12 protein-coding genes are annotated in these 16821 nt (G+C 43.4%); 5 read left to right on the top strand and 7 right to left on the bottom strand.

Annotation, left to right across the window (positions count from 1 at the left end; genetic code table 11):
• Positions 1-2 precede the first annotated feature (2 nt).
• Positions 3-2447: a penicillin acylase family protein gene (locus CWD77_RS05120; RefSeq protein ID WP_165779078.1), complete on the bottom strand. Its 2445-nt coding sequence runs from the start codon at positions 2445-2447 to the stop codon at positions 3-5.
• 230 nt (positions 2448-2677) lie between these two features.
• Here CWD77_RS05120 and CWD77_RS05115 point away from each other — a divergent pair, with 230 nt between their 5' ends.
• Together CWD77_RS05115 and CWD77_RS05110 are read left to right on the top strand one after the other, a co-directional pair.
• Entirely contained in the window at positions 2678-3526 is an 849-nt protein-coding gene (locus CWD77_RS05115) for a 3-hydroxyacyl-CoA dehydrogenase family protein (RefSeq protein WP_101072946.1), read from the top strand.
• 626 nt (positions 3527-4152) lie between these two features.
• A complete protein-coding gene (locus CWD77_RS05110; RefSeq protein ID WP_101072132.1) occupies positions 4153-5166 on the top strand; it encodes a threonine aldolase family protein in 1014 nt (337 codons plus the stop codon).
• A 168-nt stretch (positions 5167-5334) separates the two neighbouring features.
• Here the strand turns inward: CWD77_RS05110 and CWD77_RS05105 are convergent, their stop codons facing one another.
• The 4 genes from CWD77_RS05105 to CWD77_RS05095 all read right to left on the bottom strand — a co-directional run bounded on the left by CWD77_RS05105 (position 5335) and on the right by CWD77_RS05095 (position 8864).
• Positions 5335-6057 (bottom strand): hypothetical protein, encoded by a 723-nt coding sequence (locus CWD77_RS05105; RefSeq protein ID WP_133120186.1) that lies wholly within the window; start codon positions 6055-6057, stop codon positions 5335-5337.
• Between the two features lie 191 nt (positions 6058-6248).
• A complete protein-coding gene (locus tag CWD77_RS05100) occupies positions 6249-7082 on the bottom strand; it encodes a helix-turn-helix domain-containing protein (RefSeq protein ID WP_101072130.1) in 834 nt (277 codons plus the stop codon).
• A 236-nt stretch (positions 7083-7318) separates the two neighbouring features.
• Positions 7319-7501: a hypothetical protein gene (locus CWD77_RS15470; protein WP_133120185.1), complete on the bottom strand. Its 183-nt coding sequence runs from the start codon at positions 7499-7501 to the stop codon at positions 7319-7321.
• The gene (locus tag CWD77_RS05095) at positions 7488-8864 is read right to left on the bottom strand and encodes a YfcC family protein (protein WP_101072129.1); all 1377 of its coding nucleotides are present in this window, start codon (positions 8862-8864) and stop codon (positions 7488-7490) included. Before CWD77_RS05095 ends, CWD77_RS15470 begins: the two co-directional genes overlap by 14 nt.
• 177 nt (positions 8865-9041) lie before the next feature.
• On the opposite strand from CWD77_RS05095, the gene nfo reads away from it, so the two are divergent.
• Positions 9042-9887 (top strand): deoxyribonuclease IV, encoded by an 846-nt coding sequence (nfo, locus tag CWD77_RS05090; RefSeq protein ID WP_101072128.1) that lies wholly within the window; start codon positions 9042-9044, stop codon positions 9885-9887.
• 338 nt (positions 9888-10225) lie between these two features.
• Complete coding sequence (locus CWD77_RS05085; protein WP_101072127.1) at positions 10226-12232, top strand: BspA family leucine-rich repeat surface protein; 2007 nt, start codon at positions 10226-10228, stop codon at positions 12230-12232.
• Positions 12233-12319: 87 nt separating this feature from the next.
• On the opposite strand, the gene CWD77_RS05080 is transcribed toward CWD77_RS05085, so the two are convergent.
• Positions 12320-13153, bottom strand: coding sequence for a universal stress protein (locus tag CWD77_RS05080; protein ID WP_101072126.1), 834 nt, complete (start codon positions 13151-13153; stop codon positions 12320-12322).
• 97 nt (positions 13154-13250) lie between these two features.
• Between CWD77_RS05080 and polA the strand changes: the two genes are divergently transcribed.
• Positions 13251-15989, top strand: coding sequence for a DNA polymerase I (gene polA, locus CWD77_RS05075; protein ID WP_101072125.1), 2739 nt, complete (start codon positions 13251-13253; stop codon positions 15987-15989).
• Between the two features lie 138 nt (positions 15990-16127).
• Here polA and CWD77_RS05070 read toward each other — a convergent pair whose 3' ends face one another.
• On the bottom strand, positions 16128-16778 hold the full coding sequence (locus tag CWD77_RS05070; protein WP_101072124.1) for a hypothetical protein: 651 nt from the start codon (positions 16776-16778) through the stop codon (positions 16128-16130).
• Between the last annotated feature and the right edge of the window lie 43 nt (positions 16779-16821).

Here is a 16821-nt window from a genome sequence, read left to right as displayed (position 1 = left end):
GCTTAACGCAATGGCAGCAAGTGCATTGTCTGATAGCTTGTTTGTTGGAAAAATGTACTGTCGCGATAAATATAGCGATATCTTCCCTCCAGCCACATATCCGTTTGATCGCCATAGTGCGTGGACAAAGGATTTCCGGATTGTCCTGTTGGAAGTACGGAAAGAGATCTTCCAGGTGAAGAAAAGTCGATGATTCTTCGAATGGAGGGACCCAGGTTCACCTGGAACGGGTTGTCCCAGCTATATTGCGCTTTATTTACGGTCATCGCATTTCCTCGAACCGGATATGGGCCTTTACTCATCAGATTACTCACAATCACACGAAGAATTCCCGGAGCATCGGGTGCTTCGGCAGCTTCGGTAAAAAGTGGTGGTTTCAAACTGATTTGATTTACATTTTCCCATCGCCAGTTTATGGCTTCATCACCAAACTCCTCCTCCAGCTGAGAGATGGTTTCCAGCATGCTTTGCCTGACCAGATCTTCGCGGCTTTCGGTTTCCTCTGTTTGGATATCATCGAAAAACCTGCTGTCGTACGTTAACAGACGACTCATTATCTGAATGGGTAGATAATTCAGGGAGATTAGAGCTTCATACGCCTCTTCACCAATATCATCCGTGAGCGTATTTTGGCTTACGTTCAGAAAAAAGAGATCAAAAATGGAGGCTGCCGTAGAGTTTGGATGGTAGTTGTAATCCCAGTTTTCGAGATAAGTCAGTACTGTTGAAAAATCGTTCTCCGAATCTGATCGAAGTATGGGGAGAATCTCTTCAGTAATTTCGCGGGCGTGGTCAGAAAAAGCATCAAATTGGAGTTGTTGCATATCCAGAACTGACAATGAATCAGCTCCCTCCAAAAAGCGGCTGATTCGTGAAATGCGTGATGGTGGTGCCCAGAACGATCCAATATAGTGCCTGTAGCTATCTGTATGAAGCTTATTGTTTGCGTGAGCCACAAACCCGGATGGCGGATTTTTGAGCTGAGGAAGTTCGTTGAATGGTATTTGGCCGTTCCACCGGTAGGAGGGATCATCACCGCGCCTGAAGAGCAGTGGATTGTAATCGCGAATCGGAATATTCCCGGCACTGAAAAGGGCTATATTTCCATCTCTATCAGCATATGTAAAGTTCATTGCAGGAGATTTGAATTTTTGCACGGCCTCCTCAAACTGGTCGATGTTTGTAGCACGATTCATATCATAAACAGCTTCTCCTTCCTGACTCACTTCATGCCCCGTCCATGCCACAGAAACCAGTTGATCACCTAAAAGTTCGTCGCTATCGTAGAGGTCACTTATGACCGGTCCATTTTGGGTATGTCGAACACGAAACAGAACATCATCCCCATCTTTTACCTTGATTAATTCATTTCGATACCGGAATGGTTCAGTTTCAGGGTTTTCACTGTTACTGTCTACTATGTATCGGCCGGGGTTATCCTGATCGGGTTGCTCTACAAAAAAATCAAGTACATCAGCCATCATATTGGTAATTGACCACGCCATGTGATCGTTATTCCCCAGAATGATGAACGGAGCTCCGGGAATGGATGCACCGGTAATAGACTGATTGGGTGTATTGTAGTGCATTTCGAACCAAAAACCGGGAATACTCAACCCCATATGCGGATCTCCTGCAAGGATGGGCATTTCACCTTCCGATTTTTCTCCGCTTACGGCCCAGGCGTTACTTCCCCACTGAGAGCCCTCCATAGATAGAAGTGAGCGTCGTTTCTGTTCGATTGAGAGAACAGGCATGATGGAAGACGCAATGGTTCGGCTTTGGTTATCATCCAGTGTGGTGGGATAAAGGTCGCTATACTCAGGAAACAGCTCCTGCAACCGATTCGGCTCTAGTTTCTCTTCCAGGGAGGCGTAGGCCAGTTCGCTCCACCAATAGATATTCTGATCCCACGCCATCAAGCGGGTTACAGCAAATGTATGGGTCGATGTCCACTCTATCGGTTCCATATCGAGCAGGGTGAATTCTATGGGAAGATCACGGGCGTTCTCCCTCGCGTAGTCATTCACTCCATCTGTATATTTTTGAATCAGGCGAACCATTTCCGGTGACGCCTCATCTTCAATTCGCTGCGCCGTTTCCCAGAATCCGAGGGCTCTTTGATATTTATCCAGCTCCACTAAATCTTCACCCAAAAATTCAGCAAAACGGCCCTCAGCAGCTAGTTGCTGAAGAGTCATCTGCCAGAGCCTCTCCTGTGCATGGATATATCCGGCGGTGTAGTACAAGTCTTCTTCCGATTCGGCGTAGATATAGGGTACTCCATATGGATCCCAGTGTACATCAACCGGATTGTTTAATCCATTCAGAGAAAGAGTTGCGGAGTAGTCGGGCAGGGGTTTATAAAACGTCCAGTAGGTACCTATAATGGCAAAACCGGCAATCAGAAAGAGCAGTAAGAGCAAGATTTTTAGAAATGTTCTCATAGTTGTCTGTAAAGAATTGGAAAGTTTTGCCGGTATAGATTGAAAATTCCGTTCAAAATACATACTCTCAAAGCCATATGAAATGCTATTTAAAGTGGGACGGATATACGTCTTGAGTAAGAAAAGTCTTTCATCTCTAAACAGAGGTTTCTTCTTTTCTTATCTTTATTGGAGAATATCGATTCATTTTAAAATCAAATAATTGAAAAAGGAGCTATACCATGAGTGAGATTAAAAAAGTTGCAGTTATCGGTGGTGGAACCATGGGTAACGGTATTGTTCATGTTTTTGCCATGAACGGCTACGATGTGAACCTTGTAGAGACAAAAAAAGAGTTTGCAGAACGAGCACTGAATACCATCGACAAGAACCTGACCCGGATGGTGACGAAAGAGAAAATTTCGGAAGCTGATAAAACAGCAACTCTTGAGCGAATTCAGACGCACCTGGATATTGCAGTTGGTGTAAAAGATGTGGATCTGGTTGTTGAAGCTGTACCAGAAGTGTTTGAGCTGAAAAAGAAGATTTTTACTGAGATTGACGCCAATGCACCGGATCACGCAATTCTGGCAAGTAACACATCATCCATTTCTATTACAAAACTGGCGGCTGTGACCAAACGGCCTGAGAAATTTATAGGGATGCACTTTTTCAATCCGGTACCTGTGATGAAACTGGTTGAGGTGATCAACGGTTTGGAGACTGCCGACGAAGTGACCGACAAGATTATGGAAACCTCCAAAAAGCTGGGTAAGTATCCTGTTCCGGCTAACGATTTCCCGGGATTTGTATCGAACCGTGTACTGATGCCAATGATTAATGAGGCGATCTTCTGCGTTCACGAAGGCGTGGCTAAACCCGAGCACGTGGATGAGGTGATGAAACTTGGAATGGCGCACCCGATGGGCCCCCTTCGACTAGCCGATTTCATCGGTCTGGATGTCTGTCTCGATATTTTGAATGTTCTATATGATGGATTCAAAGATCCGAAATATCGTCCTGCTCCGCTGCTGGTAAAAATGGTGGATGCCGGAAAACTTGGCGACAAAACCGGCGAAGGATTTTTTAAGTATGATTAGATAATTAATAAACCTCCAAGGTTTTCGAAATCTTGGAGGTTTAAATTTTGAAAATCTCCCCTTGAGGGGAGTGGCTGCGGAAGCCGTCGAGGGGTATACTGATTCATAGCTAAATTTTGGTGACGCAGTCATTCTGAATTTGGCAGGAACACACCTCTGAATGCTCCGTTGAACAATGCGGATTCTGTCTCCTCTGTAGAGGAGAGGTAGTAAACTCCCCTCTTGAGAGGGGTAAGTGAAAACAGAGTGGCGAAGCCGTCTCTGTTGAACAAGGGGTGTGTTACTTGATAATGAAACTCATGATAAAATTTCTTTTACAATGAAGTTGAATCAGGTATTGTAGGAACACACCTCTGAAGCTAATGCTAAACGCATTATCTTCTGTCTCCTCTCAAGAGGAGATGTAAATAGTCCCCTCTGGAGAGGGGAAATGAACTGGTGAAAGCGCAAAACGCGGTTCACCATTCGAGGGGTGTGTTACCAAAAATGTTTTATTTCTATTTAATGATAATTTGTTTCAGACCCTGACTAGACCGATAACATAAATTATTAGACGCTGACAGGAACCTCCTTGCGTCGGTACGCTGTCAGGTCAATTTTCAATTTTAAAAAATTTATCTAAATACATGATCGATCTCCGCAGTGATACCGTCACCAAACCGACTCCCGAAATGTTGAAATTTATGACCGAGGCAGAGGTGGGAGACGATGTCTTTGCATCCGATCCTACTGTAAACGCCTTTGAGAAAAAGATGGCGGAGATGTTTGGCATGGAGGCGGGACTATTCGTGCCCAGCGGAACAATGAGCAACCAGCTCTGTGTGGCTGTGCTTACTCAGCCCGGGGATGAGATTATTATAGATGATCTGGGGCATATTTTTAACTACGAATCAGGAGCTGCCGCTCATTTGTCATCCGTACAGATTCGGCCGATAAAAGGCGAACGTGGGAAAATCAATCGGGAGCAGGCAGAATCTGCAATCAGAACGTACAACGACTGGGACCCGCATACACGGGTGATTGCCGTGGAAAATACCACAAACAAAGGGGGAGGAGCCTGCTATACCAAAGAGGAGCTGATTGAACTGAGCAACCTGGCTGATGAGCACGGTCTCTATTTCCACTTAGACGGTGCTCGCATCTGGAATGCAATGACGGCTACCGGAATTGATCCCGAATTTTTCGGTTCTGTTGCCGATACCATATCAATCTGCTTCAGTAAAGGGTTGGGAGCTCCGGTCGGATCGATGATGCTGGCGTCGAAAGATCATATTAAGAAAGCGCGTAGATTGAGAAAAATGTGGGGAGGAGGAATGCGTCAGGTCGGACTACTCGCCGCGGCCGCCGACTACGCGGTTGAAAATCATTTTCCTCTGATGACAAAAGATCATCAGCGGGCGAAACAATTGGCAGAAGCCGTTTCAGAGAATCCAAAATTTAGGATCGACCTGAATACTGTAGAAAGTAACATTGTGATTTTTGACACAGTCGATGAAGCGGCTGTGGATGTGTTGAAAGAGTTTGAAGAGAAAGGAGTTGTGATGATTCCCTTCGGACCCAAAACCATTCGCGCTACTTTTCACTTTCAGGTAGATGATCAAGACCTGAAGAAGGTACTGGATGTAGTAAGGAATTACTGATTTGAAGTTTAAACTTAAACTTCATTAGAAAAACAATTGGTTATAATATTGTTTGAACTACAATCTTGCCGTTGAAGCCTGAAGCCTGTTATACATAGCTAAATCCAATTCGCTTCATCAGGCACGCCCGGTCATGATTCAACAATATGAATCTGACCGGATTTAATTCTATTCAATCACCAGAGATATCTGTTCGATTTGGTCCGACCGATGGGTAAGGTTAAATGTAAACTGTTGGTCTGTTTCCGGAATGATTCCGGCGGCTTCAATGATTACTTCATGCTTATCCATGCGGGGAGATAGATACTCTTCATATTGCTGCGCAATTCCTTTTATCGGGTTTAATGCCTCAATATCGGGAAGTGTAACGGATTCACTTTCTAATAAATTCTGAAATTCAGACCAGTCAACAATCCAAATGGGTACTTGCGAACCCACGGTATGGGCCATGATGGGGAAACTTCCCTGCTCTGCATCTGCTTCGATTACAAATTCACCCTCTACAGTTAACTCACAACCAAACGCTGCAGGAGGGTCGTAATAGGATAAGAAATTGAAGCTATCCGAAATACATTCAGGAGCTCTGTAAAAAGGAATTACCAGTTGTCCTTCAGATACAAAGAATTGATTTAGAATAGGTCCTACACGCGCGTAGATAGGAATTCCGGGGTCATCGTCCGGAAAGTTAATGATTACATTGTCCGGATCTTGCGTCAGCTGTTCAAACAAGATTTTTGCCTGCTCTAAATCTGAAACGTCATCCTGACTGTCGGTAACTCCGCATGATATGGATGCAAAAAGCATAAAACCGAGTAGGGCCATTGCTACTTTTGAATAGTTTGCCTTGGTGTGATCAGTTATTGGGCTGAATAATAGGTTTAAGTGTTTCATAGTCTTAAATATTGGTGAATGTTAAAAGAAGACTATGAAAAGTTAAGATGAGTACCCCGTCACCCGATAGTAAAAAAGCGACATCTTATAAGTGATTTTATTTTGCCACAATGGCAAGAAGAGAAAAAAATAACACGAGGGTTTTTTGTGGCTATGTATTTTTTGCAAACGATGTTAACCAACCAATGATTTTAACCTATACCCATTGGAGCCTGAAATGTAAGGCTGCTGTTTTCCAGTTTCTTACTCATCATGCCGGGTGTAACTCCAGCAAATTCTTTGAAATCCCTGATAAAATGCATTTGGTCAAAATAACCGCATTGATGAGAAATATGAGCCCATGTAAGTTGCTGATCTGCCTCGAACATGCTGTAGGCTTTAGAAAAGCGTGCAATGCGTGCATACAGTTTTGGATTCATTCCAAGCCGTTCATGGCATTTTCGTTGAAACTGTCTCAAACTTAGACAAGCATCGCCGGCCACATCATCCATAGAGTAACTGTCACCGGTTTTTTGCAATTTCTGAAGAGCCCGGTCAAATGGAATAATTTCGTGAGCCTCTTGCATCTTCTTCAAAAGGTACATCTGCACTTTGGCATTGATCTGTTCGGGTTGAACGGTTTCCCTCAATTCATCAATCAAACTGCGGATATCTTTGTCAAGGATATTAAAACCGTCAACACCATCATCAAACATCTCCGTCATCGGTATCCCCAGAAAACGAAAGAGTCCCCCGGGTTGAAATCCAATCATCACTGCGCGGTGATCCTTTGATAGTTCGATGTCAACCGGTGTGAGCTGCGGACCTACCACTACGCAGGCAGGTTGTCTATCAAATGAATGTTGACCCACTTTCCTGGCTCTGATCGGGCTGTTTAGATAGAAGATGATACAGTGAACGGGAGTGGGAGGATAAGAATAGATCTTTTTGGAGTTTTCATTCCAGGGCATGACTCCTTTAACCAAAACCATTTGAATCAATGGCTGTAATAAAGGGTGAGGATCAAATCGTTGGCTGGTATTCATTTTAACCTCTTTGTGCAGCGTAAGTATGATTCTATTTAATCAAATATTAAGCATGAAGTCAAAGAAAATTATGTAACAGTAGATTGATCTTTCATCGATATGAATTTCTCCATTCGGAAAATTTCTAATTCATTCTTTGAAAAGAAGAGGTTGAACTTTCTCTTTAATCGGTTAGGATTTTGAGACATTTAGTGTGGTTATAACAAACAATTACAATTGGTTATAATGGATATGAATTACAATCTTGCCATCGTAGCCCGTAGCCCGTAGCCCGTAGCCCGTAGCCCGTAGCCCGTAGCCCGTAGCCCGTAGCCCGTAGCCTGAAGCCTGAATTCCATTTCATCAACCGTCTGACCGCGTGGAGCGGTCTGACGGAGACCGTAAACCGTAAGCCGTATACCGTTCTCACGAGTATCCAATCCAAACTGCCACGACGAGGGCGATCGAAGCAAGAATAAGGAGTTTTACAATCAGTGGGGCGATGAATTTGAACCACCGGTCGTAGGAAATTCCGGCCAGACCGAGGATTCCCATTAACACGGGATTGGTGGGGACTATCATGTTCATCAGACCATCGCCAAACTGAAAGGCGAGAACGGAGATTTGGCGGGATACTCCCACCAGATCACCAATCGGGGCCATTAACGGCATGGTCACAAAAGCCTGACCACTTCCGGAGGGGATAAAAAAGTTCAAAATGCTCTGGATGAAAAGCATGCCCACTGCTGAGAATTCTGCCCCGACGGATGAGAGGGGAGTGGCTAAAGCATTAACTACTGTGTGCAGCACTTCTCCGTCTTCAAGAAGCAGGGCGATGGAACGGGCAAAACCGATCAACAGAGCTGTTGCTGTCAATTCGGAAGCACCTTTCCCAAATACTTTTGCTGTTTCATTCATGCTTAGTTTGGAAATGATTCCCACCACAATAGCGAGTGCAAAGAACATTGCACCCAGTTCAACCAGGTACCATGCATATTGGTAGATTCCAAAAACCAGGAGCACCAGGGCCGCAAAAGTTGAGATAAGTACTCCCATATGCCGACGTGTCATTTCGGGGTAGGTTGTCTGTCCTTTGGAAGCCGGTGTGGCAACTGCACCAACCATCAGGCTGTTTGCAGGATCTCTCTGAACTTTCCGGGCGTAACTCCACACATGGTGAAAACCAACGGCTAAAAAGGGAACTGAAAGAATGGCCCGGTACTCAATTCCGGATGCCGGTTGAAGTTCGGCAACTTCCTGCGCTACAAGAAGGGTAAAAGGATTCATCAGGGCAATTCCATATCCGATTCCATACCCGATCACCATTGTTCCAATTGCAGTAATGGCATCCAGCCTGAGTGCTACACAGACCGATATCAAAATAACGGCAAAGGGGATGTATTCCTCTGCCATACCCAGCGTGGCCGATGCCGCAGCAAAGGCAAACATGGCAAAAAACAGCAGCAGAAAGGGACGGTCCCCGTAGCGATTGATCAATTTACCGAGAAGTGCATCGATAGCACCGGTCTCCCGAACCACTGCTAAGGCTCCTCCGATAATCAGTACAAAGAAAATAATTCCCTGGGCATCAGCTAAAGCACGAGGCACAACTGTGAATAGCGAGAGTGGAGAGAGCCTCTCTTTCTGGTCCACTTCTGTGAACGTGCCCGGAACAACCATTTCACGACTTTGCTCTGTCAATTCCGTTTGAAACTCTCCGGATGGGATCGTCCAGGTGAGCACCAGGGCAAAGATCATCAAAAAGAAAAGAAGGACAAGCGTATGCGGGACTTTAAATTTCATCTGCAGAACATTTGTTAGTTTGAATTTCGAAATAGTATACAAAAAGCAGGGAAAAGAATTTTGTAACCGTTTTAAAGTTGATGGTGTGATTTTAAATCACCATTCAATCTCCTGTATTCTCACTTCTTACATCATTATCTTGGTCGGAAATTGAAATATCAAAAAGAATCAAAGAAAATGAAGTTTATTGGAGCACATGTAAGTGCGGCAGGCGGTGTTGAAAATGTACCTCAAAGAGCTCACGAGATTGGAGCTACCGGTTTTGCACTCTTTACCAAAAATCAGCGCCAATGGAAGGCTAAACCGTTGACAGAGGAAAATATTGAAGGATTTAAGAGCGAATGTGAGAAGTTTGGCTATTCTATGGATGCAGTTATTCCTCACGACAGCTATTTGATTAATCTTGGTCACCCGGAAAAAGCGAAGCTTCAAAAGTCGAGAGATGCCTTTTTAATTGAGCTTCAGCGGTGTGAACAGCTTGGCATAAAGCTGTTGAATTTTCATCCGGGCAGCCACCTCAAAAAGATATCTGAAAAGGAGTGTTTGTCCAGAATTGCAGAGTCGATCAACATAGCGCTAGATCAAACCGGGTTTACCAAAGCGGTCATTGAAAATACAGCAGGTCAGGGAACCAACATGGGTTTCCGATTCGAGCATCTTGCTGAAATCATGGAACAGGTAGATAACCGGGAACGGGTGGGCGTCTGTATTGATACGGCGCACGCTTTTGCCGGCGGATACGATATCTCAACAGAAGAGGGTTTCTATGATACTTTTGAACAGTTTGAGAAGATCATTGGATTCGACAAACTGATGGCGATGCATCTGAATGATTCAAAAAAAGAGCTGGGTACTCAAGTGGATCGGCACGACAGTCTGGGAGATGGATTCATAGGCTGGACTCCATTTGAGTTGATCATGAAGGATGAACGATTTAACGGCATTCCAATGATTCTGGAAACTCCAAATACGGAGCGCTGGTCAGAAGAGATCGCGAAGCTTAAAGAGCTTGCAGGCAGGTAAATAAATCTCTCTTAAACCTGACCGTGGATCAATTTGTAGAAAATAGCATAGATTGAAAATCTGGTATACCTGATCACATTGTACTTTGGTAATAGGCTTTTTTGCTTTATCAACGGTATTTATCAGAAAGTATACGTGATTAAACCTGTGGTTCAATTGTAATTAATTACCGGATTTACTGAAAGTGATTCCGGTTGAAATATAGTAAGTAAATGCTCAAAATTTGCACGTAAAGTGTGAATATGAAGTGATCGCTAATCATTTAATGACAATTTTTCCCAAGACATTACGCATATAATTATGTGTAAATTAAAATCAAATGGGAAATTACTTCATTTATGAAACGATCACTAAAACTATTCATCATATTATTCATAGCTACACTTTATCTAATCTCCTGCGGAGATTCGGGACCGGCCGGACCGGAAAACGGAGAGCAGGAGCCGGAACCTGAAATCTTTAACGTATCGGTCGATGTTAACCCATCAGGTGCCGGTACAATTACCCCGTCAGACAGTGAAACCTACGAAGAGGGAGACACAGTGGAGCTGCAGGCACAAGCTGAAGACGGATATAACTTTACTGGCTGGACGGGCGACCTGGAGAGTTCGGAGAATCCTCTGACCTTTACCGCAGACAAGAACTACTCACTGACGGCCAATTTTGAAGAGATGGATCCATTCTTTTTGGCTGATAATGAAGTCACGATTACGTGTCAGGATGCTGAAATTGGAGATACAGGTACAGTAAACGGGGTAGAGTACACCAAGCGCAGCCAGGACATGATTACCCCCGAAAATGCATCCACAACGTGTACAAGCGGCATAGTTGATATGGATGAAATGTTTAGGAATGAGACTGATTTTAATGAAGATATCAGCCATTGGGATGTGAGCAGTGTCGAAACGATGTGGACTATGTTCCGGGATGCGACTTCTTTCAATCAGGATATTAGTTCATGGGATGTAAGTAATGTTACAAATATGAGAGCGATGTTTATGGATGCATCCTCTTTTGATCAGGATATAAGCGTATGGAATGTCAGCGCTGCTACTGATATGCTTTCTATGTTCAAAGGCGCTTCTCTTTTCAATCAAGATATTGGAACCTGGAATGTTGAAAATGTTCGAAATATGAATGAGATGTTCATGTATGCTACTTCATTCAACGGGAAAATTGGCAATTGGGATGTTAAAAATGTGAATCAAATGGAGTTCATGTTTTATGGAGCTGAAACTTTTAATCAAGATGTCGGTAACTGGGACGTGAGCAGTGTAACCTCGATGAAGTCGATGTTTGGTGAAATGCCCACCTTTAATCAGGATATTGGATCCTGGGATGTGAGCAGTGTTACAGACATGCACTCTATGTTTTACCTTGCAGAATCATTTGACCATGATCTTGGCGAATGGGATGTAAGTAGTGTGACAGAGATGAGGTTTTTATTTCATGAAGCATCGTCTTTTAACCAAGATCTTCGGCGATGGTGTGTAGAAAATATAGACTCTGAACCAAGTGATTTCGCCTCAGGCTCAGCTCTGCAGGAAAACTACAAACCTGTATGGGGAAACTGTCCATCTGATGCTTTTTCCCTTGCAGAAAATGGAATTACAATCATGTGTAAGGAGGCTGAAGTGGGTGATATAGGCTATATAAATGATGAACTTTATACAAAACGAACCCGTGAAATGATTACCCCGGATAATGCTTCAAAAACCTGTACTAGTAGCATAACCGAAATGAATGATATGTTTATGAATGAATCCGATTTTAACGAGGATATCAGCCATTGGGATGTGAGTAGTGTGACCGATATGAATGAGATGTTTAGGGGGGCACTTTCTTTCAATCAAGATATCAGTGATTGGGATGTAAGCAACGTTACTGATATGGGTACAATGTTTTTATGGGCAGAAAGTTTTAACCAAGATATTGGCAGCTGGGAAGTAAGCAGCGTGACTAATATGCACCAAATGTTTAGTGTGGCAAAAGAATTTAACCATAGTATTGGAAATTGGGATGTAAGTAATGTGACCGATATGAGCGAGATGTTTGAAGCCGCGTATGTATTCAATCAGGATATAGGCAGCTGGGATGTTAGCAACGTGACGAATATGAGTCGTATGTTTAATGGTAATGGGGCATTCAATCAAGATATAGGCAGCTGGGACGTAAGCAACGTGACCGATATGTACCGTATGTTTTTTGATGCCTCCTCCTTCAATCAAAATCTGACCGACTGGTGTGTTGAACTGATTAATACAGAACCGGTAGATTTTGCAGCAGGGGATGCGATTTTGCAGGAAAGCTATAAACCTGTATGGGGAACCTGCCCTGGGGAATAAAGATCAAATTCGTATAGCCTTCTGAATTTAAATATCAGGAAAGAAACGAGACCGCTGTTCATAAGAGCAGCGGTTTTTTAATGCTAATTACTCATCATTGGGAATCATAATCAAAGGCACAGCTACAATTTGCGCTAAAACTCGGGCATTACTGCGGGTAATGAGCCACTCCATAAATCGTTTTTTGTAGCGCGTAGTTACAAGAATGGTATGCTGATCACCGCCGATCAGACGGGTGATTCCCTCAAAAAAGGACTTGTCTTCGTAGAACTCTATTTTTAGCTGCGAATCATTCAGCTCTTTCTGCAGTTTTTTCAGAAATTTTTTCCCTTTCTCTTCCCGCTTTCCTTTGTTTTCAACAATATGTATCAGTCTTAATTTTACACCGAGCTCAATGGAAAGTTTTTTCATCTGCTTGATCGGTTTGATATCCTGTTCGCGAAGTGCCGTGGCAAAAAATAGTTGTTTCGGCTGCCGGTAGTCGATCCGCTTGGAGATGGCGAAAACAGGGATCGGGCTTTCGAGCAGAATGTTGTTGGTGATACTGCCATACAGAGCTTTTTTCAGATCGTGCTCTCCGCCAAGACCCACAATAATCATATCAAACTTTCCGGTTTTTGCGGCATTGACAAACATGGTGGACGGATTTCCTACTTCCACGGTTCCTTTCATCTGGATATGGCGGAACTCATCAGTGGAGTGGAGGCCGTCGATCAGTTTTGCCAATTTATCGGCACTCTCTTTCTTCTTACTTTCCAACACTTCTTCCACTCGTGATGGAAAATCGTAGGGTTGTTCAATCACATGCATAAATAGAATCTGTGCATCGGTGTAAGAAGCAATTTCGCAGGCATATCGAATCGCGATATCCGATTTGCTTGAAAAATCAGTTGGAACCAGCAGTGAGTTGATTTTTGACATATCTGTACGCTTATTGGAATGATCGGAATCTATATTCTGTGTTGATCATCGTAAATCATATCTTCAGGTAAAAATAGTAAATAAGTAAGCTTAAAAAATGGCGAAAAAGAAGTTATATCTACTCGACGGAATGGCATTGGCTTATCGTGCTCATTTTGCATTTATCAACAGCCGACTTAAAAATTCTGAAGGAATCGCAACCGGACCCATTCTCGGTTTCGCCAATACCCTTGCGAAACTTCTGGAAGAGGAGAAGCCCACACATATTGCTGTTGCCTGGGATACACATGCACCCACTTTTCGCCACGATCTTGATGAAACCTACAAGGCCAATCGTCCACCGCAGCCAGAAGAACTTAAGGTGGGAATCCCACTGATCAAAGAGATGGTCGAAAAATTCGGCATCGATAATATTGAACAAGATGGTTACGAAGCGGACGACATTATAGGAACCATTGCGTACAATGCTCAGGCCGAACACGTGGATGTATACCTTGTTACACCCGATAAAGATTTTATGCAGTTGGTGGATGATCATATCACCATGATCAAGCCGGATAATAAAAACGGCGGATTTATCGTAATCGACCGAGATGGGGTACAGGATTATTTTGGTGTGGGACCGGAAAAGGTAATCGACGTTCTGGCGATTATTGGCGACACTTCCGACAACATTCCCGGCGTGAAAGGGATCGGTAAAAAGGGAGCCCCAAAGCTGATTAACAAATACGGTTCGCTGGAGAAGGCGATTGAACAGGCCCCAAATATGAAATCTAAAAGGCATCGAACAGGTTTGACTGAATATGCCGAGCAGGCGATGCACGCCAAAGAGATGGTGAGTATAAAAATTGATGTGCCGGATGTACAGCCGTGGGAGGATCTGGTTTGGGAAGGACCGGATAAGAAAGAGCTGGGACTCTTTTTCAAACGAATGGAGTTTCGGACGCTGACAAGAAAATATCTTGGAGAAGAACCCGGCGGGCAAGGAACACTTTTTGGTTCAGGCGGTGAAGAAGAAAACGAGAATGGATCTCTAAATGAAGAGGCTGTTTTATACAGTTTAGCAGTAACGGAAGAAGATATCCTGGCAGTTGTAAAGCAGCTGGAGAATGCAAAAGCAATCTGTTTTGATACCGAGACCGACAGTCCCGATCCCATCAACGCAAACCTGGTTGGAATATCGTTGAGCGCTAAACCCGAAGTGGCCTGGTACATTCCCGTGAATGTGGAGGATGCATTACCGCAAGAAAAAGTAAAAGAGCTGCTCAAACCGATTTTTGAAAACATTGAGAGTACAAAAATCGCTCATAACTATAAATTTGACTATCTGATTTTGAAGCGGGCGGGTTTTAAAATCAAAGGAGATATTTTTGATACGATGGTGGCTGCTTATCTGCTGGATGCCAATCAGCGCCTGAAAATGGATTCGTTAGCGAAAAAATATCTTAAGTATGAACCGGTTCCTATCGAATCGCTGATCGGAAAGGGGAAAAATCAGAAGTCTATGGCTGATATTCCCTATAAGGAGATCTCAAGTTATGCCTGTGAAGATGCCGATATCACCTATCGGCTGTATGTACTTTTTGCGGATGAATTGAAAGAGGATGAGCTGTTGAGCATCGCTGATAACCTGGAATTTCCTCTCATTGAAGTGTTGGGCGATATGGAAGAGAAAGGGGTGAAGATCGATGTTGAAATGCTGGAGATGTTTTCGGAAGAACTGAACAGTGATATTGAGAAACTTGAAAAGGAAATATTTGAGAAAACGGGCGAAGAGTTCAATTTGAATTCTCCCAAGCAGCTTGGTGAAGTCTTGTTCGAAAAGATGGAAATACCGGCAGGTAAGAAGACAAAAACCGGTCAATACTCAACATCAGAAGCTGTTTTGTCTGAGTTGTCGAATGAGTATGAGGTTCCGGCTATGGTTCTGGATTATCGCAGTTTGTCGAAACTGAAATCAACTTATGTAGACGCTCTTCCAAAATTGGTCAATCCAAATACCGGACGGATTCATACCGATTTTAACCAAACCGTTGCTGCTACCGGCCGATTATCCTCTTCCAATCCCAACCTACAAAACATTCCGATCCGAACTGAAAGAGGACGTGAAATCCGAAAAGCATTTGTACCCGAAGATGGATTTAAATTACTGGCTGCCGACTATTCTCAGGTTGAACTGCGTGTGATCGCTTCTATTTCGGGCGATCAAAACATGACCGAAGCTTTTAAAAACGGTGAGGATATTCATGCCAGAACGGCCAAGGAGATTTTTAACCTGGATTCCCTGGATGAGGTAACGCCAAATCAGCGCCGAAAAGCGAAAGAAGTAAATTTTGGAATTCCTTATGGCGTAAGCGCCTACGGACTTGCTTCCCGCCTGGGGATCAGCAATTCGGAAGGAAAGGAGATGATCGATCAATATTTTGAGCGTTTTCCGGGAATTAAAACATACATAGACGATACGATTGAGTATGCGAAGGAGCATGGGTATGTCTCCACGTTAATGGGGCGCAGACGCTATATTCCGGATATCAATTCGAAAAACTGGAATGTCCGTGGATTCGCTGAACGTACGGCCATCAATATGCCGATACAGGGTACAGCTGCAGATATTATCAAGCTGGCAATGATTCATATTCATGACTATTTGCTGGATGAAAACCTGAAATCCAGAATGCTTCTCCAGGTTCATGATGAATTGATTTTTGAAATTCATGAAGATGAGAGGGACCATGTACCCGAAAAAATCAAAACGCTGATGGAGAAAGCTTATCAGCTGGATGTACCGCTTGATGTAGAGATGGGTCTGGCAGAAAACTGGCTTGAAGCACACTAACGGGTGACTGCAAAACTAAGTCCCCAATTTAAATTTCTGGTCTAAAAGAGGTAACTGGGAACTTACCGCAGTACAGTATGGCAAGTTGATTTAAGAACGAAGTTCTACTATAAACGAATTTATAGCTGTGTATGAAGCTTATTGCCTCACATAGCCCGTGGTAAGGCTTGGGTTTACACGAACTATGTATGACCCATCATCAGTCTGCTGAATTTTTCTTTCCTCCATACCTCTTTCAAGTGCTTTCGAATAGAGATCCTGCCACTGAACGAACTCTTCCTGTTCAAACTGATCTTCATCAAGAGTTCCATCCATATTGGAATCGGTCATCTCGGTTTCTACCTCAGTTTCAATATTTAGAGCTACAAACAAGTTATAATTATTGCCTGATTCACCAAGAACGGTAACAACACTGAAAACGTAATTTTCATCAGCAAATTCAAATGTTCTTGGATGTGGTTTCATCTCATATTTCCCGGCTTCATCCGCCAAACGGATACCCGCTCTGTAAATCTCGTTGGCTCTCTCGAGGGATATATCACCTCTCATAATTTTGTCCATCATCCCATCCTGATTGTTGTCTCTGGCCCAAAATACAATTTCACGACCATCGCGAAGAACCAGGTCATTTAATGACTCTCCGTCCTGAGTAATCAAACCTACGATTTCGTAAGATTGATCTTCATATTCAAATTCAAACTTTGAACTTTCGGTACGCGGTTCACTGCTGGCACAGCTCAAAAAAATGAAAAGGGAGGATAGAATAATGAATGGCTTGAGTAATTTCATAACGGTAGGATTGATTTGTACCTATATATTTATAACCTACAAC

Origin of the sequence: Rhodohalobacter barkolensis (genome assembly GCF_002834295.1) — a bacterium.
GTDB classification, from domain to species: domain Bacteria; phylum Bacteroidota; class Rhodothermia; order Balneolales; family Balneolaceae; genus Rhodohalobacter; species Rhodohalobacter barkolensis.
This window is presented reverse-complemented; position numbering and strand designations above follow the sequence as displayed.

Coding starts and splice junctions, on each gene's coding strand:
- CWD77_RS05100 (WP_101072130.1), bottom strand. CDS start 7,082: ATGAATACCAGCCAACGATTTGATCCTCACCCTTTATTACAGCCATTG.
- CWD77_RS05110 (WP_101072132.1), top strand. CDS start 4,153: ATGATCGATCTCCGCAGTGATACCGTCACCAAACCGACTCCCGAAATG.
- CWD77_RS05095 (WP_101072129.1), bottom strand. CDS start 8,864: ATGAAATTTAAAGTCCCGCATACGCTTGTCCTTCTTTTCTTTTTGATG.
- CWD77_RS05080 (WP_101072126.1), bottom strand. CDS start 13,153: ATGTCAAAAATCAACTCACTGCTGGTTCCAACTGATTTTTCAAGCAAA.
- CWD77_RS05070 (WP_101072124.1), bottom strand. CDS start 16,778: ATGAAATTACTCAAGCCATTCATTATTCTATCCTCCCTTTTCATTTTT.
- nfo (WP_101072128.1), top strand. CDS start 9,042: ATGAAGTTTATTGGAGCACATGTAAGTGCGGCAGGCGGTGTTGAAAAT.
- CWD77_RS05085 (WP_101072127.1), top strand. CDS start 10,226: ATGAAACGATCACTAAAACTATTCATCATATTATTCATAGCTACACTT.
- CWD77_RS05105 (WP_133120186.1), bottom strand. CDS start 6,057: ATGAAACACTTAAACCTATTATTCAGCCCAATAACTGATCACACCAAG.
- polA (WP_101072125.1), top strand. CDS start 13,251: ATGGCGAAAAAGAAGTTATATCTACTCGACGGAATGGCATTGGCTTAT.
- CWD77_RS05120 (WP_165779078.1), bottom strand. CDS start 2,447: ATGAGAACATTTCTAAAAATCTTGCTCTTACTGCTCTTTCTGATTGCC.